The 20,649-nt window shown below is 67.0% G+C and carries 24 protein-coding genes; 16 read left to right on the forward strand and 8 right to left on the reverse strand.

The window, feature by feature from the left end; translation table 11 throughout:
- The first annotated feature begins 122 nt into the window (after positions 1–122).
- Complete coding sequence (locus QZM35_RS31590; RefSeq protein ID WP_011353526.1) at positions 123–308, forward strand: hypothetical protein; 186 nt, start codon at positions 123–125, stop codon at positions 306–308.
- A 110-nt stretch (positions 309–418) separates the two neighbouring features.
- Here QZM35_RS31590 and mgrA read toward each other — a convergent pair whose 3' ends face one another.
- Positions 419–1,462 carry an L-glyceraldehyde 3-phosphate reductase gene (gene mgrA, locus QZM35_RS31595; protein ID WP_089426561.1) on the reverse strand — a complete coding sequence of 348 codons (1,044 nt, stop codon included), beginning with the start codon at positions 1,460–1,462 and terminating at the stop codon, positions 419–421.
- 193 nt (positions 1,463–1,655) lie between these two features.
- Between mgrA and QZM35_RS31600 the strand changes: the two genes are divergently transcribed.
- Positions 1,656–1,862 carry a DUF3185 family protein gene (locus tag QZM35_RS31600; RefSeq protein WP_011353528.1) on the forward strand — a complete coding sequence of 69 codons (207 nt, stop codon included), beginning with the start codon at positions 1,656–1,658 and terminating at the stop codon, positions 1,860–1,862.
- 148 nt (positions 1,863–2,010) lie between these two features.
- On the opposite strand, the gene QZM35_RS31605 is transcribed toward QZM35_RS31600, so the two are convergent.
- On the reverse strand, positions 2,011–2,784 hold the full coding sequence (locus QZM35_RS31605; protein WP_089426562.1) for a phytanoyl-CoA dioxygenase family protein: 774 nt from the start codon (positions 2,782–2,784) through the stop codon (positions 2,011–2,013).
- A gap of 352 nt (positions 2,785–3,136) precedes the next feature.
- On the opposite strand from QZM35_RS31605, the gene QZM35_RS31610 reads away from it, so the two are divergent.
- On the forward strand, positions 3,137–3,478 hold the full coding sequence (locus QZM35_RS31610) for a hypothetical protein (protein ID WP_089426563.1): 342 nt from the start codon (positions 3,137–3,139) through the stop codon (positions 3,476–3,478).
- Positions 3,479–3,614: 136 nt separating this feature from the next.
- Here QZM35_RS31610 and metK read toward each other — a convergent pair whose 3' ends face one another.
- A complete protein-coding gene (gene metK, locus QZM35_RS31615) occupies positions 3,615–4,802 on the reverse strand; it encodes a methionine adenosyltransferase (protein ID WP_006482984.1) in 1,188 nt (395 codons plus the stop codon).
- Between the two features lie 265 nt (positions 4,803–5,067).
- Here metK and lpxL point away from each other — a divergent pair, with 265 nt between their 5' ends.
- Complete coding sequence (gene lpxL, locus QZM35_RS31620; RefSeq protein WP_089426564.1) at positions 5,068–5,952, forward strand: lauroyl acyltransferase LpxL; 885 nt, start codon at positions 5,068–5,070, stop codon at positions 5,950–5,952.
- Between the two features lie 19 nt (positions 5,953–5,971).
- Here the strand turns inward: lpxL and QZM35_RS31625 are convergent, their stop codons facing one another.
- Positions 5,972–6,274, reverse strand: a complete 303-nt coding sequence (locus QZM35_RS31625) for a HigA family addiction module antitoxin (RefSeq protein ID WP_046544200.1) — start codon at positions 6,272–6,274, stop codon at positions 5,972–5,974.
- A 13-nt stretch (positions 6,275–6,287) separates the two neighbouring features.
- Complete coding sequence (locus tag QZM35_RS31630; RefSeq protein ID WP_089431837.1) at positions 6,288–6,566, reverse strand: type II toxin-antitoxin system RelE/ParE family toxin; 279 nt, start codon at positions 6,564–6,566, stop codon at positions 6,288–6,290.
- Between the two features lie 382 nt (positions 6,567–6,948).
- Here QZM35_RS31630 and dapF point away from each other — a divergent pair, with 382 nt between their 5' ends.
- From dapF to QZM35_RS31675, 9 genes are all read left to right on the forward strand, one after another.
- Complete coding sequence (dapF, locus tag QZM35_RS31635) at positions 6,949–7,818, forward strand: diaminopimelate epimerase (RefSeq protein WP_301777449.1); 870 nt, start codon at positions 6,949–6,951, stop codon at positions 7,816–7,818.
- A 37-nt stretch (positions 7,819–7,855) separates the two neighbouring features.
- Entirely contained in the window at positions 7,856–8,584 is a 729-nt protein-coding gene (locus QZM35_RS31640) for a DUF484 family protein (RefSeq protein WP_301777450.1), read from the forward strand.
- A 14-nt stretch (positions 8,585–8,598) separates the two neighbouring features.
- On the forward strand, positions 8,599–9,519 hold the full coding sequence (xerC, locus tag QZM35_RS31645; protein WP_089426568.1) for a tyrosine recombinase XerC: 921 nt from the start codon (positions 8,599–8,601) through the stop codon (positions 9,517–9,519).
- A 76-nt stretch (positions 9,520–9,595) separates the two neighbouring features.
- A complete protein-coding gene (locus tag QZM35_RS31650) occupies positions 9,596–10,810 on the forward strand; it encodes a class I SAM-dependent rRNA methyltransferase (RefSeq protein WP_301777451.1) in 1,215 nt (404 codons plus the stop codon).
- Between the two features lie 200 nt (positions 10,811–11,010).
- Complete coding sequence (locus tag QZM35_RS31655; RefSeq protein WP_301777452.1) at positions 11,011–12,078, forward strand: GTP-binding protein; 1,068 nt, start codon at positions 11,011–11,013, stop codon at positions 12,076–12,078.
- A gap of 496 nt (positions 12,079–12,574) precedes the next feature.
- A complete protein-coding gene (dksA, locus tag QZM35_RS31660; RefSeq protein WP_006477498.1) occupies positions 12,575–12,991 on the forward strand; it encodes an RNA polymerase-binding protein DksA in 417 nt (138 codons plus the stop codon).
- A gap of 248 nt (positions 12,992–13,239) precedes the next feature.
- Positions 13,240–13,776 (forward strand): ATP-dependent protease subunit HslV, encoded by a 537-nt coding sequence (hslV, locus tag QZM35_RS31665; protein ID WP_011353540.1) that lies wholly within the window; start codon positions 13,240–13,242, stop codon positions 13,774–13,776.
- A gap of 10 nt (positions 13,777–13,786) precedes the next feature.
- Positions 13,787–15,130, forward strand: coding sequence for an ATP-dependent protease ATPase subunit HslU (gene hslU / locus QZM35_RS31670; protein ID WP_089426571.1), 1,344 nt, complete (start codon positions 13,787–13,789; stop codon positions 15,128–15,130).
- Between the two features lie 101 nt (positions 15,131–15,231).
- Positions 15,232–15,660, forward strand: a complete 429-nt coding sequence (locus QZM35_RS31675) for a hypothetical protein (RefSeq protein ID WP_254600333.1) — start codon at positions 15,232–15,234, stop codon at positions 15,658–15,660.
- A 10-nt stretch (positions 15,661–15,670) separates the two neighbouring features.
- On the opposite strand, the gene QZM35_RS31680 is transcribed toward QZM35_RS31675, so the two are convergent.
- From QZM35_RS31680 to QZM35_RS31690, 3 genes are all read right to left on the reverse strand, one after another.
- Complete coding sequence (locus tag QZM35_RS31680; RefSeq protein ID WP_021156278.1) at positions 15,671–16,213, reverse strand: response regulator transcription factor; 543 nt, start codon at positions 16,211–16,213, stop codon at positions 15,671–15,673.
- Between the two features lie 13 nt (positions 16,214–16,226).
- Positions 16,227–17,645 (reverse strand): ATP-binding protein, encoded by a 1,419-nt coding sequence (locus tag QZM35_RS31685; RefSeq protein WP_089431839.1) that lies wholly within the window; start codon positions 17,643–17,645, stop codon positions 16,227–16,229.
- A 92-nt stretch (positions 17,646–17,737) separates the two neighbouring features.
- Entirely contained in the window at positions 17,738–17,962 is a 225-nt protein-coding gene (locus QZM35_RS31690) for a cysteine-rich CWC family protein (protein WP_089426574.1), read from the reverse strand.
- A gap of 306 nt (positions 17,963–18,268) precedes the next feature.
- Between QZM35_RS31690 and argB the strand changes: the two genes are divergently transcribed.
- Genes argB through slmA form a run of 3 tightly spaced genes read left to right on the forward strand, consistent with a single transcriptional unit; the run spans position 18,269 to position 20,588 of the window.
- Positions 18,269–19,168 (forward strand): acetylglutamate kinase, encoded by a 900-nt coding sequence (gene argB, locus QZM35_RS31695; RefSeq protein ID WP_006490510.1) that lies wholly within the window; start codon positions 18,269–18,271, stop codon positions 19,166–19,168.
- Entirely contained in the window at positions 19,165–19,956 is a 792-nt protein-coding gene (locus QZM35_RS31700) for a pyrimidine 5'-nucleotidase (protein WP_301777454.1), read from the forward strand. The genes argB and QZM35_RS31700 overlap by 4 nt, the downstream gene beginning before the upstream one ends.
- Positions 19,923–20,588 (forward strand): nucleoid occlusion factor SlmA, encoded by a 666-nt coding sequence (slmA, locus tag QZM35_RS31705; protein ID WP_089426576.1) that lies wholly within the window; start codon positions 19,923–19,925, stop codon positions 20,586–20,588. The genes QZM35_RS31700 and slmA overlap by 34 nt, the downstream gene beginning before the upstream one ends.
- Positions 20,589–20,649: the final 61 nt, after the last annotated feature.

The following is a 20,649-nucleotide window of genomic DNA, read 5'->3' on the forward strand; positions in this document are numbered from 1 at the left end:
CGGTTGCCTATACTCGAATTGACCGCCCCGCTCGCAATCGGGCCGGAACCATACTAGAAACACCCGGCATGGGGCCGGAGCAAGCGTGCACGCGCCCGCTCCGGTCGACCTTGGAGACACGCATGACGACCTACTTCACGATCGGCGACTTCATCCTGTTGATTCCGATGGCGCTGGCCGGAGCGCTATTTCTCGGCGCCGTGCCGTGCGCAACCGAATTCCGCCATAACCTGCTGCGCGTGCTGGGCGTCATTCTCGGCGTCGGCGTCGCGGTATTGCTCGTCGAAGGCCTGCCTGCGCTAATTTAGCGGCGCGCCTCCCGTGCGTGACGTGCATCGCTGCACTGCAGCGATGCGATGTGCCGCGCACAAGCCATTGATACGGCAGGCGATGTTTCGCATGCCGTATCGACTGCCGGTCAGATCGCCTGATCGGTGGACGGCTTTTCCCACAGATTGATGCCGCCTTCCGTCGCGTAACGATCGATCTCCGCGAGCTCTTCCGCCGAGAATTCGAGGTTCTTCAATGCGCCGACGTTTTCACGCACCTGCTCCGCGCGGCTCGCGCCGATCAGCGCGGACGTCACGCGGCCGTTGCGCAATACCCAGGCGAGCGCCATCTGCGCGAGGCTCTGCCCGCGCCGTTCGGCGATCGCGTTGAGCTTGCGCACATGGTCGAGGTTGTCCGCGCTCAGGTGATCCTGCTTCAGCGAGCCGCCGCCCGGCTTGTTCACGCGCGCGTCGGCCGGCACGCCGTTCAGGTACTTCGACGTGAGCAGCCCCTGCGCCAGCGGCGTGAACGCAATGCTGCCCGTGCCGATCTCGTCGAGCGTGCCGAGCAGTTCGGTTTCGACCCAGCGATTCAGCAGGTTGTACGACGGCTGGTGGATCAGCAGCGGCACCTTGTACTGCGCGAGCAGCCCGGCCATCTCGCGCGTCTTCGCCGCCGAGTACGACGAAATGCCGATGTAGAGCGCCTTGCCCTGCTGCACGGCGGATGCGAGCGCGCCCGCCGTTTCCTCGAGCGGCGTGTGCGCGTCGAAGCGGTGCGAATAGAAGATGTCGACGTAGTCGAGCCCCATCCGCTGCAGGCTCTGGTCGAGGCTCGCGAGCACGTACTTGCGCGAGCCGCCGCCGCTGCCGTACGGCCCCGGCCACATGTCCCAGCCGGCCTTCGTCGAGATCAGCAGCTCGTCGCGATACGGCCGGAAATCTTCCTTCAGCAACCGGCCGAAGTTGGTTTCCGCGCTGCCGTACGGCGGCCCGTAGTTGTTCGCGAGGTCGAAGTGGTTGATGCCGAGGTCGAACGCGGTGCGCAGGATGTCGCGCTGCGTCGAGATCGGCGTCGAGTCGCCGAAGTTGTGCCACAGGCCGAGCGACAGCGCGGGCAGTTTGAGCCCGGATTTGCCGCAGGTGCGGTATTGCATGTCGGCATAACGTTCGGAAGCTGCTTCGTAGGCCATGAGTCGGTTCCGTCAGGACATCGGGAGAAGGGACGCGCGCCGGCCGCGCTTGCGGCGCGGCGGCGGCGAAGGAGTCATACGACGACTATGGTAGCGAAAGCGGCCGGAACGCGCTCGCCGGCGCGACGATGGACGCGGCCGCGGCCGTCGCCTACACTGCGGCGTCTCGAATCACCGTTTCTGCGAGGTTGGTATGTCCCGGGTCATCTCGGTTGCGCTGCTCGTCGGCGGCGTCGTGCTGCTGTATTTCGGCGGCCAGTCGTTCCATTCGATCAACGACAACGTGTCGCGCTTCTTCACCGGTTCGCCCGCGACGAAGACGATCCTGCTGATCGTGGGCGGCGCCGTCGCATCGTTCATCGGCCTGATCGGCCTCGCGATGCCGGGCGGCAAGCGCTGAGCGCGCAGCCGCGCGATGCACGCACGGCCCCGTCATACGCTCGGGCCGCGCCAAACGCAACGGGCGGCCAGGCCGCCCGTTGTTCCATGCATCCGCGATGCGCTGCATCGCGTCATCACCGCGGCCTTGAAGGCCGCCCGCTGCGCGCCTAGAACGGCACTTCCGATTTCGATGCCGAGCGCGTGCCGGGCACCGGCCGGTTGCTCGCACCGTGATACGTATACACGAGCGAGAACTTCACCTGGTCGGAACGGTTCTGCCCGGCCGAATGCAGCGTGTTGCTGTGGAAGAACACGACGTCGCCCGTCTGCAGCGACGGGCACGTGGCCGCATCGATCATCTTCCGGTTCTCCGGCAGGTCGCTGCGGAAGAACTTCGCATCGTCGAACGCCTCGGGCCCGAATTCGGCCGTATGCGACCCCGGTACGAGCCACAGTGCGCCGTTCTCGTTCGTTTCCGGCCCGAGCGCGAGCCACACCGACACCATGTCCGGACGCTCGAACGACCAGTAGCGGAAATCGCGATGCCAGCCGGTCAGGCTGCCGTACGCGGGATGCTTGGTCATCATGCAGTTGTGATGCGCGCGCGACAGCACCGGTTCTTCGCCGAAATACTCGCGCATCCACGCGCCGATTTCGGGTGCGATCGCGCGCTCGGCGAAGGCCGGATCACGCGCGTACGCGTCGAGCAGCCGCCGCACCGTATGCCCGCCCGGCGCATGCTTGGACTCGGGCGCGCCCGGGTAGCGCAGGTCCGCCTCGAACTCGATCGGCTCGGCCGCCTCCCGCAACTGGCGCTCCGCGACCTGCCTGAGCGCCGCGCACTGCTCGTCGCTGACGAGGCCACGCGCGACGACAAAGCCGCGCTCGCGCAATTCCGCGACTTGCGCGCGGATCGATTCCGACTGCAATGGAGACGACATGGGATGCCAGACGCTTATTGTGTGAATGTGACGATTGTAAATCGGCGCCGGATGCCGCGAACAGCACCATTGTCGTGCGCAGGGGCATGCCAATCGCGAATTTGATCCGGCTCAAGGGAACTGTGCGGCGCGGCGCCGGCCTCAGCGACAGGCGGTATGCGGCACACGCCTTGTGGCACAAGGGTTTATCGCGACTTTTGCCCGTCATGAATCCCCTGTAGCCTGTCGCGGCCTGTCAATTCTGGCGGGCGCGGCGTGCAGCGGGTTTCGGTAAGATCCGTTGCGCAATCCGAGGCCGTTCATACCAGTGCGCTCCCAAGGGCGCCATCCATACAAGCGAAGCATCGTTCACATGCCATTCCGTCTGACTTCCCGTCTCAGCCGCGCTGCGAAGCGCGTCGTGCCGCCCGCTCCTGCCCGCTCGCTGCGCCATCACCGCGCACGCACGCAGGCGCTGGCCGAGCGCACGCCCGCCCATAGCCGGCTGGACGGCATCCGTGCGTGGTTCCACGCATTTTTCTCGATGATGAGCACGCAAGCGTTCTCGCGCCGTGCCGGCCTGCGCTCGCTGCTGCAGAAGCCGTCGTCGCTGCGCGCGCTCGCGCTGCGCCGCACGCTCGGCCCGCAGCGCCGCGTCAACCGCCCGCGCCGCCTCGCGGCCAGCAACGGCTGGTTCGGGTTCGGCGCACGCTGAGCACACGCCGGCGGGCACCGCCGCGCGACGATCGCCGTCGCGCCGCTGCCCGCGCCGTTGCCCGATCGCCGCGGCGATCGGAACGCATAAAAAAACCCCGGCAATGCCGGGGTTTTTCATTTGAGGCGAACGACGCTTACGCGACGCGTGCCGTCGGCTCGACGCCGGCCGCTTCGGCCAGCGCGAGCGCCTTGTCGGTCGCTTCCCACGAGAATTCCGGCTCTTCGCGGCCGAAGTGGCCGTAAGCCGCGGTCTTCTCGTAGATCGGGCGCAGCAGGTCGAGCATCTTGATGATGCCCTTCGGACGCAGGTCGAAATGCTCGCGCACGAGCTTCGTGATCACCGCATCCGACACGCGGCCCGTGCCGAACGTGTTGACCATCACCGAGGTCGGCTCGGCCACGCCGATCGCGTACGACACCTGGATCAGCGCGCGCGACGCGAGGCCGGCGGCGACGATGTTCTTCGCGACGTAGCGGCCTGCGTATGCAGCCGAACGGTCGACCTTCGACGGATCCTTGCCCGAGAACGCGCCGCCGCCGTGCGGGGCGGCACCGCCGTACGTGTCGACGATGATCTTGCGGCCGGTCAGGCCGCAGTCGCCCTGCGGGCCACCGATCACGAATCGGCCGGTCGGGTTCACCAGGAACTTGATGTCGCCCTTGATCAGGTCGGCCGGCAGCGTCGGCTTGATGATTTCCTCGATCACGGCTTCGCGCAGCGCCGGCAGCTCGATGTCCGGTGCGTGCTGCGTCGACAGCACGACGGTGTCGATCGAATCGGGCTTGCCGTCGACGTAGCGGACCGTCACCTGCGACTTCGCGTCCGGGCGCAGCCATTGCAGGCGGCCGTCGCGGCGCAGGCTGGCCTGGCGCTCGACGAGGCGGTGCGACAGGTAGATCGGCAGCGGCATCAGTTCCGGCGTTTCATCGCACGCGTAACCGAACATCAGACCCTGGTCGCCCGCGCCCTGGTCGAGGTTGTCGTCGTGTGCGCGATCGACGCCCTGGGCGATGTCCGGCGACTGCTTGTCGTACGCGACGAGCACCGCGCAACCCTTGTAGTCGATGCCGTAGTCGGTGTTGTCGTAGCCGATGCGCTTGATCGTGTCGCGCGCGATCTGGATGTAGTCGATGTTGGCCGTCGTGGTGATTTCACCGGCCAGAACGACGAGACCCGTGTTGCACAGCGTTTCCGCCGCTACGCGGGAATATTTGTCCTGCTCGAGGATGGCATCGAGGATCGCGTCCGAGATTTGGTCCGCGACTTTGTCCGGATGGCCTTCAGAGACGGATTCGGACGTGAAGAGATAATCGTTTGCCACTTTTTCAGGCTCCTGTGTGGTTACGGTTGGTTTCACGTAGCCAGCTTCGTTGGGCCTGAAGCGGCGACGCTTTAGCGGATTACCAGGACCGGGCAGCGCGTGTCACGCTAACCGGCTTCGCCCCGCAAGTTGTCAGTTAACTCGGCGAAGCCCGTATTATAGCGGCTTTCCTGAATTGTCACAGAGCGCCGCCCGTGCTGCATCTTCCGCTGTCTCACCACCCTGTTTGCAAAGCGCCGGCCAGCCGGTCCCACGGAGGTTTCGCATGCTAGGTCGTCTAGCCACGCACCTCGCCATTGGCTTGCTGAAACTGCTCGCCCTGTTGCCGTACGGCCTGACCGCACGGTTCGGCGATGGTCTCGGCTGGCTGCTCTACAAGATCCCCAGCCGGCGAAAGCGCATCGTACACACCAATCTGAAACTCTGCTTCCCTGACTGGAGCGACGAACGCCGCGAGGAAATTGCCGGGCAGCATTTCCGCCATGCGATCCGCAGCTACGTCGAACGCAGCGTGCAGTGGTTCGGCTCGGAGAAAAAGCTCGCGAAGCTGATCCAGGTCGACAGCGCGGTCGACCTCGACGATCCGGACCTGCCGCCGACGCTGTTCCTCGGCCTGCATTTCGTCGGCATCGAGGCCGGCTCGATCTGGCTGAACCGTTCGCTGCATCGCCGCTGCGGGTCGCTCTACCAGCCGTTCTCGAACGCGGTGCTCGAGGAAGAGGCGAAGAAGGCGCGCGGGCGTTTCGACGCCGAGATGGTCGGCCGCGCGGACAGCGCGCGCGTCGTGCTGCGCTGGCTGCGCGACCGCAAGCCGGTGATGCTCGGCGCCGACATGGACTACGGGCTGCGCAATTCGACGTTCGTGCCGTTCTTCGGCGTGCCCGCGTGCACGCTGACGGCGGTCGGCCGGCTCGCGAAGACGGGCCGCGCGCAGGTCGTGCCGTTCATCGGCGAGGTGCTGCCGAACTACAAGGGCTACCGTCTGAAGGTATTCAAGCCGTGGGATCACTACCCGACCGGCGACGACGATCTCGACGCGCGGCGGATGAACGCATTCCTCGAGGAACAGATTCCGCTGCTGCCCGAGCAATACTATTGGGTCCACAAGCGCTTCAAGACGCGCCCGAACGGCGAGCCGAGCCTGTACTGAGCCATGCTCGCGGGCGCGTTCACGTGCGTGCCCGCGCTCTCGCTATCTTGGGCACGCCTTTCGCGCGCGCCTGCCACAAGTCGTAAGCGGATTGCTGGGCGAGCCACAGATCCGCGCGACCGCCGTTCTCCTCGCCAAGCCACGCCTCGATGCGCAACGCCATTTCCGGCGAGATCCCCGCATGACCATGCAGAATGCGCGACAACGCCGCACGCGTGACGCCGAGTTGCGCCGCGGCCTCGGTGACGGTCAGGCCGAATGCCGGCAGCACGTCGTCGCGCAGCGCTTCGCCCGGATGCGGCGGATTGAAGATGCGAGTCATCGCTTGAATCACCTCAGTGGTAGTCCTGGTAATCGACCAGGACGGCATCGGCGCCGTCGAAACTGAACGTCAGACGCCAGTTGCTGCTCACGCTCACCGCGAAATGGCCGTCCAGTCCACGGGCAAGGCCGTGAAACCGCCAGCCCGGCACGTTCATGTCGAGCGGCCGGCTCGCGACGTCGAGACGTGCAAGCTGGCGTCGTAACCTTGGCGCATGGTCGGGCCGGATGCCGGCCTTGTTCCCGCTCGTGAAAAACGCTTCCAGCCCCTTGTGCTGCCACGACTTGATCATGGATCTCCCACATTCGAGTCGCGATGCCGACAGCATGGCCCATGCGTATAGCCGGACTATACGAATCGCTTGATTGCCTTGTCAATTTGACCTGTACGAAAGTACGCGTCCACGCCATCCCGTGTTTTCGCCAAACCCTGCTGGCACCACGACAGGCCCGTCACACCGCATCAATCTGCCCGTCTATCGCACACGCGACCAGTCGACCGATCGACAGATGCGCCCCATTTCGCCCCCACCCGCCCCCGCCCGCGCAGGACGCCCCTGTCGGCTGCATGTATCATTTGCGGTTGAGATCAGCACGACGAACGAGGCCGCCCGGCATGGCGCGGCGTCGCGCGCGCCGCGCTGACCGCTTGTTCGCCATGGAAATCCGGACCCAGTGAAACTCTCGTTCACCAAGATGCACGGCGCGGGCAACGACTTCGTCGTGCTCGACGGCTATTCGCGCGCGTTGCCGCCGCTCACCGAAGCGCAGGTGCGTGCGCTCGCCAACCGCCACTTCGGCATCGGCGCCGACCAGCTGCTGCTCGTCGAGAAACCGACCGTCGACGGCGTCGATTTCAAGTACCGGATCTTCAATTGCGACGGCGGCGAAGTCGAACACTGCGGCAACGGTGCGCGCTGCTTCGTGAAGTTCGTCAGCGACCGCGGCCTGACCGGCAAGCGCAGCGTGCGCGTGCAGGTGATGAAGGGCCTGATCACGCTGACGATGCAGGACAACGGCGAAGTCGTCGTCGACATGGGTGCGCCCGTGTTCACGCCGGCGCAGGTGCCGTTCGACGCAGCGGGCCTCGACGGCCGCACCGAGGGGCGCGACACGCTGTGGCCGCTCGACGTCGGCGGTGCGACGCGCTGGATCTCGACGGTCACGATGGGCAACCCGCACGCGGTGCAGGTCGTCGACGATGCCGAAGCGTATCCGGTGCTCGAAGAAGGCCCGCTGATCGAGCACCACGCGCGCTTCCCGGAGCGCGTGAACGCCGGCTTCATGCAGATCGTGTCGCGCAGCGAAGTGAAGCTGCGCGTGTACGAACGCGCGGCGGGCGAGACGCTCGCGTGCGGCACCGGCGCGTGCGCGGCGGTCGCGGCCGGCATCCGGCGCGGCCTGCTCGATTCGCCGGTGACCGTGCACACGCACGGCGGCACGCTGACGATCAGCTGGGACGGCGCGCGCGACGAAGCCGCCGCGCTGATGATGGCCGGGCCCGCCACGACCGTGTTCGAAGGCGAGATCGACCTGCCCGCCTGACCCTGCAACGTCCTTGATAACTGAACGCTCCCGCCACATGAACGATCGCGAAGTCGCCGACTACCTGCTCGCCAATCCCGAATTCTTCGCGCAGCACGCCGAACTGCTCGCGACGATCCGCCTCGCGAACCCGCACGGCAAGGCCGCGATCTCGCTGCAGGAGCGGCAGATGGAGATGCTGCGCGACAAGAACAAGCATCTCGAGCGCCGGCTCGCCGAACTCGTGCGCTACGGCCACGAGAACGACAGCCTGTCCGCGAAGTTCAGCCGCTGGACCGCACGCGTGATCGCGGAACGCGATCCGTACGCGCTGCCGCGCACGATCGCCGACGGCATCGCCGAAGTCTTCGACGTGCCGCAGACGGCGCTGCGCGTGTGGGATGTCGCCGACACCTACTCGCAAGCCGACTTCGCGCGCCAGGTCGGCGAGGAAGTGCGCCTGTTCACGAACGGGCTGTCGACGCCGTACTGCGGGGCGAACACGGGCTTCGAGGCCGCGCAGTGGCTCGCGCCCGCGGTCGCCGCCCCGGCCGCGAATGCGGCGGAAGGCGCGGAAGCCGCGGCTTCCGCCGGCGACGGCTCGGCCGCATCGGTCGCGCTGCTCGCGCTGCGTGCGCCGCTCGCCGGCAACGATGCGCCCGCGTTCGGCCTGCTCGTGCTCGGCTCGCCCGACCCGCGCCGCTTCCACGACGGGATGGCCACCGATTTCCTCGCGCAGATCGCGACGCTCGCGAGCGCCGCGCTCACGCGCCTGCTGCCGCACTAATCCTGCCGCACGCGATGACAGACGATCCGATCGCCGCCTACCTGTCGAACCTGAAGCACGTCAGGCAGCTGTCGGAACACACGCTGCGCGGCTACACGCACGAACTCGACGAGCTGAAGAAGCTCGCGAACGGCCGGCCGCTCGACGCGCTGACGGCCGCCGACATGCGCGGCGCAGTCGCGCGCGCACATTCGGGCGGGCTGTCCGCCCGGTCGATCTCGCACCGGCTGTCCGCGTGGCGCGCGTTCTACCGCTGGCTCGCGCAGCGCGTCGAGATGCCCGCGAACCCGGTCGCCGCGGTGCGCGCACCGAAACGCGCGAAGACCTTGCCGAAGGCGCTGTCGGTCGACGATGCATCGGCGCTGATGGACGCGCCGCTCGCCAACACGACCGAAGGCATCCGCGATCACGCGATTCTCGAGCTGTTCTATTCGTCGGGGCTGCGCCTTGCCGAGCTGATCGGTCTCGACGTGATGTACACGCAGGCCGACGGCTACCGCTCGACCGGCTGGCTCGACCTCGCCGAAGCCGAAGTCACCGTGCGCGGCAAGGGCAACAAGGAGCGCAAGGTGCCGGTCGGCCGCAAGGCGATCGATGCGCTGAACGCGTGGCTCGCGGTGCGCGGCGAATTCGTGAAGCACGATCCGCATCCGCTGTTCGTGTCCGTGCGCGGCAACCGGATGTCGCCGGGCGTCGTGCGCGAGCGCGTGAAGCGCGCGGCGCTCACCGCCGGCATCCCCGCCAACGTCCATCCGCACGTGCTGCGCCATTCGTTCGCCACGCACGTGCTGCAGTCGAGCGGCGACCTGCGCGCGGTGCAGGAGCTGCTCGGCCACGCGAGCGTCTCCGCGACGCAGGTCTATACGTCGCTCGACTTCCAGCATCTCGCGAAGATTTACGACAGCGCGCACCCGCGCGCGAAGAAGCGCGACTGACGCGCGTCCCGTGTTACCCGCCGCGCGCGGCGACCGGCCACGGCCGGCTTCGCGCACGGCCCATTTCGATCTCATCATGCAAACCGTCACCCTCAAGCCGTCCAAGGAAAAATCGCTGCTGCGCCGCCATCCGTGGATCTACGCCAATGCGATCGACCGCGTCGACGGCAAGCCCGCGCCCGGCGCGACCGTGATCGTGCGCGCGCACGACGGCCGCTTCCTCGCGCGCGGCGCGTACAGCCCGCAATCGCAGATCCGCGTGCGCGTGTGGAGCTTCGACGAGAACGAGCCGATCGACCACGCGTTCTTCAAGCGCCGCGTGCAGCGCGCGGTCGCGCACCGCACGACGATGGTGTCGGGCACGGGTGCGGTGCGGCTCGTGTTCGGCGAAGCCGACGGGCTGCCGGGGCTGATCGTCGACTATTACGTCGCGGACACCGCCGAAGCCGGCGCCGCGCCGCGCGGCCAGCTCGTCTGCCAGTTCATGGCCGCGGGCGTCGAGGCGTGGAAGGACGCGATCGTGAAGGCGCTCGTCGGCGCGACGGACTGCCCGAACGTCTACGAGCGCTCGGACGTATCGATCCGCGACAAGGAAGGGCTCGAACAGACGACCGGCGTGCTGGCCGGCGATGCGCCGCCCGCGACGCTGATCTCGACCGAAAACGGCGTGCGCTATCAAGTCGACGTACCGAACGGCCACAAGACGGGCTTCTACGTCGACCAGCGCGACAACCGCGCGCTGGTGGCGCAGTACGCGGCCGATCGCGACGTGCTGAACTGCTTCTGCTACACGGGCGGCTTCTCGCTCGCCGCGCTCAAGGGCGGCGCGAAGCGTGTCGTATCGATCGACTCGTCGGGCGATGCGCTCGCGCTCGCGCAGCAGAACGTCGTCGCCAACGGCTTCGACGCCGAACGCGCGACCTGGCTCGACGCCGACGCCTTCAAGACGCTGCGCCGCCTCGTCGACGAAGGCGAGCGTTTCGACCTGATCGTGCTCGATCCGCCGAAGTTCGCGCCGACGCGCGACAGCGTCGATCGCGCGGCGCGCGCATACAAGGACATCAACCTGAGCGGCTTCAAGCTGCTGCGTCCGGGCGGCCTGCTGTTCACGTACTCGTGCTCGGGCGCGATCGACATGGACCTGTTCCAGAAGATCGTCGCGGGTGCGGCCGCCGACGCGAAGGTCGACGCGCGCATCCTGAAGCGGCTCGGCGCGGGCGTCGATCACCCGCTGCTCGCCGCCTTCCCGGAAGGCGAATATCTGAAGGGCCTGCTGTTGCAAATCGTCTGATCGCCCCGATCTACGCGCGTAACCGTCCGCCGGCCGCGCCCGGGCGCCCGGCGGATCCGCGCTCCCGCCTGTCGTTCGGACGACGGGCGAGGGCTTGACAGGTATGTTTCAATGGATGGTTGTGCGCCCCGGCTGGCAAAGCCCCGGGCGCGACGCACATCCTGGTTTTGACCCCGATTCACGAACCACAGGCGATTGACATGGCCACTCCCGTCACCATCCTCACCGGCTTCCTCGGCAGCGGCAAGACGACGCTGCTCAAGCGCATCCTGAACGAACAGCACGGCATGAAGATCGCCGTGATCGAGAACGAGTTCGGCGAAGAGAACATCGACAACGAAATCCTCATCCAGGATTCGAACGAGCAGATCATCCAGATGAGCAACGGCTGCATCTGCTGCACGATCCGCGGCGACCTCGCGCGCACGCTCGGCGAGCTCGCCGCGAAGAAGCGCGAAGGCAAGCTCGACTTCGACCGCATCGTGATCGAAACGACCGGCCTCGCGAACCCGGGCCCGGTCGCGCAAACCTTCTTCATCGACAGCGAGATCGCCGACGATTTCCTGCTCGACGCGGTCATCACGCTGGTCGACGCGAAGCACGCGAACGCGCAGCTCGACGAGCACGAAGTCGTGCAGCGCCAGGTCGGCTTCGCCGATCGCCTGTTCATCACGAAGTCGGACCTGGTCGACGACCAGACGGTGGCCGGCCTCAAGCATCGCCTGATGCACATGAACCCGAAGGCCGCGATCAAGGTCGTGAACTTCGGCGAAGCGGACATCAAGGAAATCTTCGACCTGCGCGGCTTCAACCTGAACGCAAAGCTCGAGATCGACCCCGACTTCCTCGCCGAGGACGATCACGCGCACCACCACCACGATCACGATCACGCCAGTTGCGACCACGATCACGGTCAATGCGCGCACGATCACGACCACGGCCACCACCATCACCACCACGCACACCACGACGACAAGATCAAGTCGTTCGTGTACCGCAACGACCGTCCGTTCGACCCGAACAAGCTGGAAGACTTCCTCGGCGGCATCCTGCAGATCTACGGCGAGCGGATGCTGCGCTACAAGGGCGTGCTGTACATGAAGGGCGTCGACCGCAAGGTCGTGTTCCAGGGCGTGCACCAGATGATGGGCAGCGACCTCGCGTCGAAGTGGCTGCCGGTCGAGAAGAAGACCAACAAGATGGTGTTCATCGGCGTCGATCTGCCGCAGGACCTGATCACCGACGGCCTCGACGCCTGCCTCGCCTGACGCGCGCGGGCAACCGCCGCACACGCCGCCGCGAGGCCGCCTCGCAGGCGGCTGCGGCGGCCGCGGGGCGCCCTTTTCGGGCAGGGTTTCGCCGTCATCGCTTTTTCGCGATTTGCGCGTTATATTTTCTAGATATTGGCGCAGCCGACGGGGATCGACCCGATACGGCGCCCGCTTGCGATTCAGTTACAATACGTGCCCGCTGGAGTACGGCAACAAACAGGCCCGGTTCTTGCTGAACCAGTTTTCCGGGCATCGCAACCGCGCCGGATCGCCAATCCGCCTCCCGGCCGCGGCCGATGCGATGTGCCGCGCAGCACACCGGTTCGCAGCGCGCGCAACTCCGCGCCAGGCCTATCCTGGTATTTGAGAACCGGTTTTCCAGAGGCTTTCGGCCCCGCGGCGGCAAATCGCAAATGATTGCAAGGGCGGTTGCGGGTAATCCCAAAGTGCAGGCAATATCTATCGATTTGCCGCACATTGAAGAAGCAAGCAGATGACGAAGAAACTCTTGACCGAAGCCGAAATCCTGAAGATGAGCGACAAGGATTACATGAATGAGGATCAGCTCGCCTTCTTCAAAAATCGGCTCGAACAGTTGCAGGCGGACATCCTCAAGAATGCAGGCCAGACGACCGAGAACCTGCGCGAGACGGTGATCGTGCCCGATCCCGCCGATCGCGCGACGATCGAGGAAGAGCACGCGCTCGAACTGCGTACGCGCGATCGCGAACGCAAGCTCCTCAAGAAGGTTCAGCAGTCGCTCGCCCGCATCGATTCCGGCGATTACGGCTGGTGCGAGGAAACCGGCGAGCCGATCGGCATTCCGCGCCTGCTCGCGCGTCCGACCGCCACGCTGTCGCTCGAAGCGCAAGAGCGCCGCGAGCTGCGCCAGAAGCTGTTCGGCGACTGATCGAGCGGCGTTCCGCTCAGACACGCTGCTTCCCGAAAGCGCGCGGCCTGCCGCGCGCTTTTTGTTTTTCCGGCACCGGTTCCCCGCCGGCCGCCGGCCGCCGATTTGCCCACCCCGCCTCTTGATATCCCGGCGCCCGCCCTAAAATGAAACGGACGCGCGCCGGGCCGCTTCCCGGCGCACTGCGAGTTACGCGGCGGCGCCTCGCGCCCCCCCCGACTCTTCCCCGTTTTTCTCAAGGAACGCAGATGGAGCAATTTCACGGCACGACCATCGTTTCGGTCCGGCGCGGCGACAAGGTCGCGCTCGGCGGCGACGGCCAGGTAACCCTCGGCAACATCGTCATGAAGGGTGGCGCGCGGAAAGTGCGGCGGATCTACAACAACCAGGTGCTGGTCGGATTCGCGGGCGGCACCGCCGATGCGTTCTCGCTGCTCGACCGCTTCGAGGCGAAGCTCGAGAAGCACCAGGGCAACCTGACCCGTGCGGCCGTCGAGCTCGCGAAGGACTGGCGCACCGACCGGATGCTGCGTCGCCTCGAGGCGATGCTGATCACGGCCGACGCCACCACCACGCTCGTCATCACCGGCAACGGCGACGTGCTCGACCCCGAAGAAGGCATCTGCGCGATCGGCTCGGGCGGTGCGTATGCGCAGGCGGCAGCCCGCGCGCTCGCGGAGAACACCGAGCTGTCGCCGCGCGAGATCGTCGAGAAGTCGCTCGAGATTGCCGGCGACATGTGCATCTACACGAACCACAACCGCATCATCGAAACGATCGAGTAAGGACCGCACCATGAGCACCATGACCCCTGCCGAGATCGTCTCGGAACTCGACAAGCACATCATCGGCCAGGCGAAGGCGAAGAAGGCCGTCGCGGTCGCGCTGCGCAACCGCTGGCGCCGCCAGCAGGTCGCCGACCCGCTGCGCCAGGAAATCACGCCGAAGAACATCCTGATGATCGGGCCGACGGGTGTCGGCAAGACCGAAATCGCACGCCGCCTCGCGAAGCTCGCGGATGCGCCGTTCATCAAGATCGAAGCGACCAAGTTCACCGAAGTCGGCTACGTCGGCCGCGACGTCGACAGCATCGTGCGCGACCTGATCGAGATCTCGGTCAAGCAGACGCGTGAAACCGAGATGCGCAAGGTGCGCAGCAAGGCGACCGACCAGGCGGAAGACCGCATCCTCGACATCCTGCTGCCGCAACCGCGCGCGGTGGGCTTCGGCGGCAACGCCGAGCACGCGAACGACGACAACAACGTGACGCGCCAGACGTTCCGCAAGCGCCTGCGCGAAGGCCAGCTCGACGACAAGGAAGTCGAGCTCGATCTCGAGCAACCGTCGGCCGGCATGGACATCATGGCGCCGCCGGGGATGGAAGAGATGACCGAGCAGATCCGCTCGATGTTCTCGAACCTCGGCAGCGGCAAGAAGCAGCGCCGCAAGGTGAAAATCAAGGAAGCGCTGAAGCTGCTGACCGACGAGGAAGCGGCGAAGATGCTCAACGACGAGGAAGTGAAGACGAAGGCCGTGCAGAACGTCGAGCAGAACGGCATCGTGTTCCTCGACGAGATCGACAAGATCACGTCGCGCAACAACGAAGGCAGCGGCGGTGAAGTGTCGCGCCAGGGCGTGCAGCGCGACCTGCTGCCGCTCGTCGAAGGCACGACGGTCAACACGAAGTACGGGATGGTGAAGACCGATCACATCCTGTTCATCGCGAGCGGCGCGTTCCACCTCGCGAAGCCGAGCGACCTGATTCCGGAACTGCAGGGCCGCTTCCCGATCCGCGTCGAGCTCGACTCGCTGTCGGTGAACGATTTCGAGGCGATCCTCGTCGCGACCGACGCAAGCCTCGTCAAGCAGTACCAGGCGCTGCTCGCGACCGAAGACGTGCAGCTCGAATTCGCCGACGACGGCATCCGCCGCCTCGCGGAGATTGCCTATTCGGTCAACGAGAAGACCGAGAACATCGGTGCGCGCCGGCTGTACACGGTGATCGAGAAGCTGCTCGAGGAAGTGTCGTTCTCGGCCGGCAACCATGCGGGCGAATGCGTGACGATCGACGCGAAGTATGTCGATCGCGCACTCGGCGAAGTGGCGCAGGACGAAGACCTGTCGCGCTACGTGCTGTAACGCGCGCGGCATCCGACGAAAAACGGGTGGCCCCTGACGGGGTCGCCCGTTTTTTCATGGCCATGCGATACGGCGCACGTACTGCCCCTGGAACGCGGCTGATGGCAAGCGCTTCGGTGCGTCCCTATAATCTGGACTCCTCTGGCTACGAACAGACGCGCCTCCGAATGACCATCTACCCGTCCATCGCCGGCCGAATCGTGCCGGCCCTGCGCACGCTCACGCGCGCCGACATCCTGTCGCTCATGCGCCGGATCAGGCGGGAGTCGCTGCGGCGCTACAACGTCGCGTTCGTACTCGCATGGCTGGGCACGCTGGCGGGTATCGCGCTCGCCAGCGTCGCGTTCAGCCTCGGCATCCAGTCCATCGCGACCGGGGTATCGGCGAAGCCGTGGCCGCTGGCCGTTCCGATCGTGATCGGCGGGTTCGCGCCATTTCTCGCGAACCTCGTCTACTCGGCGCTCATCGCGCGCCTGCTGAAACGCGAGATCGTCGCCTGCCTGTCGCGGGCCTCGAGCTCGCCCGCCTGACGCGCCCCGCTTACTGCCGCACCGGCTTCTTCGCGAGCTTGCGCTGCAGCGTGCGGCGATGCATGTTCAGCGCACGCGCGGTCGCTGAAATATTGTTGTTGTTCTCGGCCAGCACGCGCTGGATGTGCTCCCATTCGAGCCGGTCGACCGACAGCACGACCGGATTCTCGAGCGCTTCGTCGGCCTGCACTTCGGTCGCGTTGGTCTGCAACGCGGCGAGGATCGACTCGACGTTCGCGGGCTTCGCGAGATAGTTGTCGGCGCCTTCCTTCACCGCCTGCACGGCGGTCGCGATGCTCGCGTAGCCGGTCAGCACCAGGATCCGCGCGTCGGGCTGCAGGTCGCACAGCGGCGCGATCAGGCTCAGGCCCGAATCCTCGCCGAGATGCAGGTCGACGGTGATGAACTGGAACTTGCCGCCCGCGGCGAGCCGCAGTGCCGCCTCCTTGTCGTGCGCCTGCTGGACCGCGTAACCGCGCCGCTCGAGGCCGCGCGCGAGCGTGCCCGCGAACACCTCGTTGTCGTCGATCACCAGGAAATTGTTCTCGCTCATGTGGTTTCTCCGTCTACGTGTTGGTTGAGGCGGCCGCTGCCGCGACGCGCACGACCGGCAGCCGCAGCACGGCCCGCGTGCCGCGCGCGGCGGTCGCACCGGCCGGGCGGCTGTCCGGCGTGCCGGTTGTCCGTTCGGCGCCGCGCTGGCCCGCGCGCTGTGCCGATCCCGCCGCGGCGTGACCATTCGCCGCACTGCCCGCCCGCCCGTTGCCGCCCGCCGCGCGCGGCACGACATCGGACAGTTCGATCTCGCCGCCGAGCCGCGCGGCCGCGCTGAACGCGAGATACAGGCCGACCCCGTGCCCGCCCTGCGTGCTGTCGACCGGCATCGCGCCAAGCGACTCGCGCAGCGAGGCCGGAATGCCGGGCCCGTCGTCGCATACCTCGAATTCGATCTTGTCGGCCGCGCCGGCGTGCGCGACCTTCGCGGCCAGCGTCACGCGCTGCGGGCTCGCGCGCGCGGCGTTGTCGAGCAGGATCGTCAGGATCTGGCCGGCCGCGACCGTGTCGTCGAGCGCGACGCCCGCCGGGCGCGCGCCGAGCAATTCGAACTGCACGTGCGGATGCCGCAGGCGCCAGTGCTCGACGAACGTGTCGAGCCAGTCGTCCACCGGCTGGCGGCTCGCGGGCGCGCTCGCGCGGCTGCGCAGGCGCGCCAGCGCCGACGTGCAGAGCGTCATCTGCTCCTCGAGCACCTTCAGGTCGGCCTCGTAGCGGGCCAGCCCCGGATCGTCGCGGGCCGCGTCGCGCAGCTCTTCGGCGAGCATCGCGATCGTCGACAGCGGCGTGCCCATCTCGTGCGCGACGGTGGCGGCCTGCACGCCGAGCGCGACCGCCCGCTCGTCGCGCAGCAGGTGCTGCTGCGCCTCGCCGAGCGCCGCATCGCGCTGGCGCAGCGCATTCGACATGCGCGCGACGAACCACGCGATCAGCCCGACGCTGACCATGAAGTTCGCCCACATCCCGGTACGGTAGTAGTCGAACAGGTTCGCGGGATTGTCCATGTTGAGCGGCACCGAGTCGAAGCCGAGCGCCGCGTAGCACGCGACCGCGAACGCCGCGAGCCAGATCATCAGGTGCCACGGCAGCACGGCCGCCGCGATCGCGAGCGAAGGCAGGTACAGCGACACGAACGGATTGGTCGTGCCGCCCGACAGGAACAGCAGCGCGGACAGCGCGCCGAGGTCGACCCACAATTGGCCGAGCAGCTCGAAATTGGTCTCGGGCCGCGCGCGCAGCACGCGCACCCAGGTCAGCGCGTTGAAAACGATTTCGAGCGCGATGACCATCAGCATCGCCGGCAACGGCAGATGCACGCCGAAATAGGTCTGCACGACGCCGATCGTCACGAGCTGGCCGATGATCGCGAGATTGCGGAGCCAGAACAGGTGACTGAGGTTGACGCGCCCGGTGGTGGTGATTCGTTGCATCCGCGCAGTTTACCCGTTTAGCGGGCGGCGCCTCTAGCGGGGCCGGATCGGCACGCGGCGAACGGGACGCCCCACGTGCGCGGCCGATGCGGTCAGCCGGCCGCGCCGGCCATCCGCTGCGCGATCTCGTCGGCCAGGCACTCGGGGCAGCGGCAGCGTGCGCCGGCCGCGGGCGGCGTACCGCCGGGCAAGACCGGCATCGACGCGCACCAGCATTCGAACGGCTGCGTGCGGGCGCCGCAGTCGAAGCTGCGCCCGCAGTGCGGGCAGCGCGCGCGGCGCGGGGCGGAACGGGCGTCGGCGGCGGAATCGGTCATGGCTAAAGCGCTCGAGCGGGCGGGAAGCCGCCCTACGCGACAAGCATAGCGCGGCGAACGGATTTTGCACGCCGGCCGTTCGGCCGAGGGCCATTTCCAATGCTCGCGAACCACCTCGCCGCCACCGCCCGCGCAGCACTGCCCGTCGCGTGGCGCACATCGCGCCGCGCCATAGCCGGCGGGCCGCCGCGCGCGGTGCGCGGGCCGCGCCGCCGGTGTTCCGGCCCGTCCAAAAACCCGATGCTGCGCTGCGCCACTCCTGTACAATTCGCCGTGTTTCAACCGTTCCCAGCCAGAGCCGCCGCCATGTCCGAGCCCATCGACCTCTCGCAGATCGCCCCCACGCTGAAAGCAGAAATCCTCGCCGAGGCGCTGCCGTATATTCGCCGTTACCACGGCAAGACCGTGGTCATCAAATACGGCGGCAACGCGATGACGGAAGAGCGGCTCAAGCAAGGCTTCGCGCGCGACGTGATCCTGCTGAAACTGGTCGGCATCAATCCGGTGATCGTCCACGGCGGCGGTCCGCAGATCGATCACGCACTGAAGAAGATCGGCAAGGCCGGCACCTTCATCCAGGGCATGCGCGTCACCGACGAAGAGACGATGGAAGTCGTCGAATGGGTGCTGGGCGGTGAAGTGCAGCAGGACATCGTGATGCTGATCAACCACTTCGGCGGCCACGCGGTGGGCCTGACGGGCAAGGACGGCGGCCTGATCCACGCGCGCAAGCTGCTGATGCCGGACCGCGACAACCCGGGCCAGTACATCGACATCGGCCAGGTCGGCGAAGTCGAGGCGATCAACCCGGCAGTCGTGAAGGCGCTGCAGGACGACGCGTTCATCCCGGTGATCTCGCCGATCGGTTTCGGTGAGGATGGCCTGTCGTACAACATCAATGCCGACCTCGTCGCAGGCAAGCTCGCCACGGTGCTGAACGCCGAGAAGCTGCTGATGATGACCAACATCCCGGGCGTGATGGACAAGGACGGCAACCTGCTGACCGACCTGTCCGCGCGCGAGATCGATGCGCTGTTCGAAGACGGCACGATCTCCGGCGGCATGCTGCCGAAGATCTCGTCGGCGCTCGACGCCGCGAAGAGCGGCGTGAAGTCGGTGCACATCGTCGACGGCCGGATCGAGCACTCGGTACTGCTGGAAATCCTGACCGAGCAGCCGTTCGGCACGATGATCCGCTCGCATTGAGCAAGCGCAGCAAGACCGCCACACCCGACTTGCCGGCCCCGCTGCGGTGCCGGCGCGTGTCGCGCAGCCGGCCCCGCGCCGGCGCGCCGGTGTGGCTGTTCGATCTCGACAACACCCTTCACCACGCATCGCACGCGATCTTCCCCGAGATCAACCGCGCGATGACGCAGTACATCATCGACGCGCTGCAGGTCGAGCGCGCCGAAGCCGACCGCCTGCGCACCGGCTACACCGAGCGCTACGGCGCCGCGCTGCTCGGCCTCACGCGCCATCATCCGATCGACCCGCACGACTTCCTGCGCGTCGTCCACACGTTTTCCGACCTGCCGGCGATGGTGCGCGCCGAGCGCGGCCTCGCGCGCATCGTCGCCGCGCTGCCGGGCCGCAAGCTGATCCTGACCAACGCGCCGGAGAACTATGCACGCGCGGTGCTGCGCGAGCTGCGCATCGAGCGGCTGTTCGAGCGCGTGATCGCGATCGAGCACATGCGCGACCGCCGCACGTGGCGCGCGAAGCCCGATCACACGATGCTGCGCCGGACGCTGCGCGCCGCGAACGCACGCATGGCCGATGCGATCCTCGTCGAGGATACGCGCGGCCACCTGAAGCGCTACAAGCGTCTCGGCATCGGTACGGTGTGGATCACCGGCCACCTGCCCGGCCATCTGCCGGTTACCGGACGCCCGCACTATGTCGACCAGCGCATTCGTTCGTTAAAATCGCTGCGACTGGGCACACGATCGGGGCGACAAAAATGCAGCCGACTTACCCGCAGGACCAAGCCGTAAAGGAAGACCAGGCCACATCGTCCCGCCCGCGCCCGAAACCGGGCGAGCGGCGCGTGATGATCCTGCAGACGCTCGCGGCGATGCTCGAGGCGCCGAAACCCGAGAAAATCACGACGGCCGCGCTCGCGGCCCGGCTCGACGTGTCGGAAGCCGCGCTGTACCGGCACTTCACCAGCAAGGCGAAGATGTACGAAGGGCTGATCGAGTTCATCGAGCAGGCGCTGTTCGGGCTCGTGAACCAGATCGTCGCGAAGGAGCCGAACGGCGTGCAGCAGGCGCGCACGATCGCGCTGACGATGCTCAACTTCGCCGCCAAGAACCCCGGCATGACACGCGTGCTGACCGGCGAAGCGCTGGTCGGCGAGGACGAGCGGCTCACCGAGCGCGTGAACCAGTTGCTCGACCGCATCGAGGCGACCGTCAAGCAGTGCCTGCGCGTCGCGCGCACGGAGGCGAACGCGCCGCAGGACGGCGCGACGCCGTTCGTACTGCCGGCCGACTACGATCCGGCCGCCCGCGCGAGCCTGCTCGTCAGCTACGTGATCGGCCGATGGCACCGCTTCGCGAAGGGCGGATTCCAGAAACCGCCCGGCGAACAGGCCGATGCGCATCTGCGGCTGATCCTGCAGTGAGATGACGCGGGCGCGGCGGCCCCGCCTTCGCGCGCGAATCCGCGCGCCGCGATTTCCGCTA

The sequence above is a fragment of the Burkholderia sp. AU45274 genome, from assembly GCF_030482505.1.
Classification (GTDB): Bacteria; Pseudomonadota; Gammaproteobacteria; order Burkholderiales; family Burkholderiaceae; genus Burkholderia.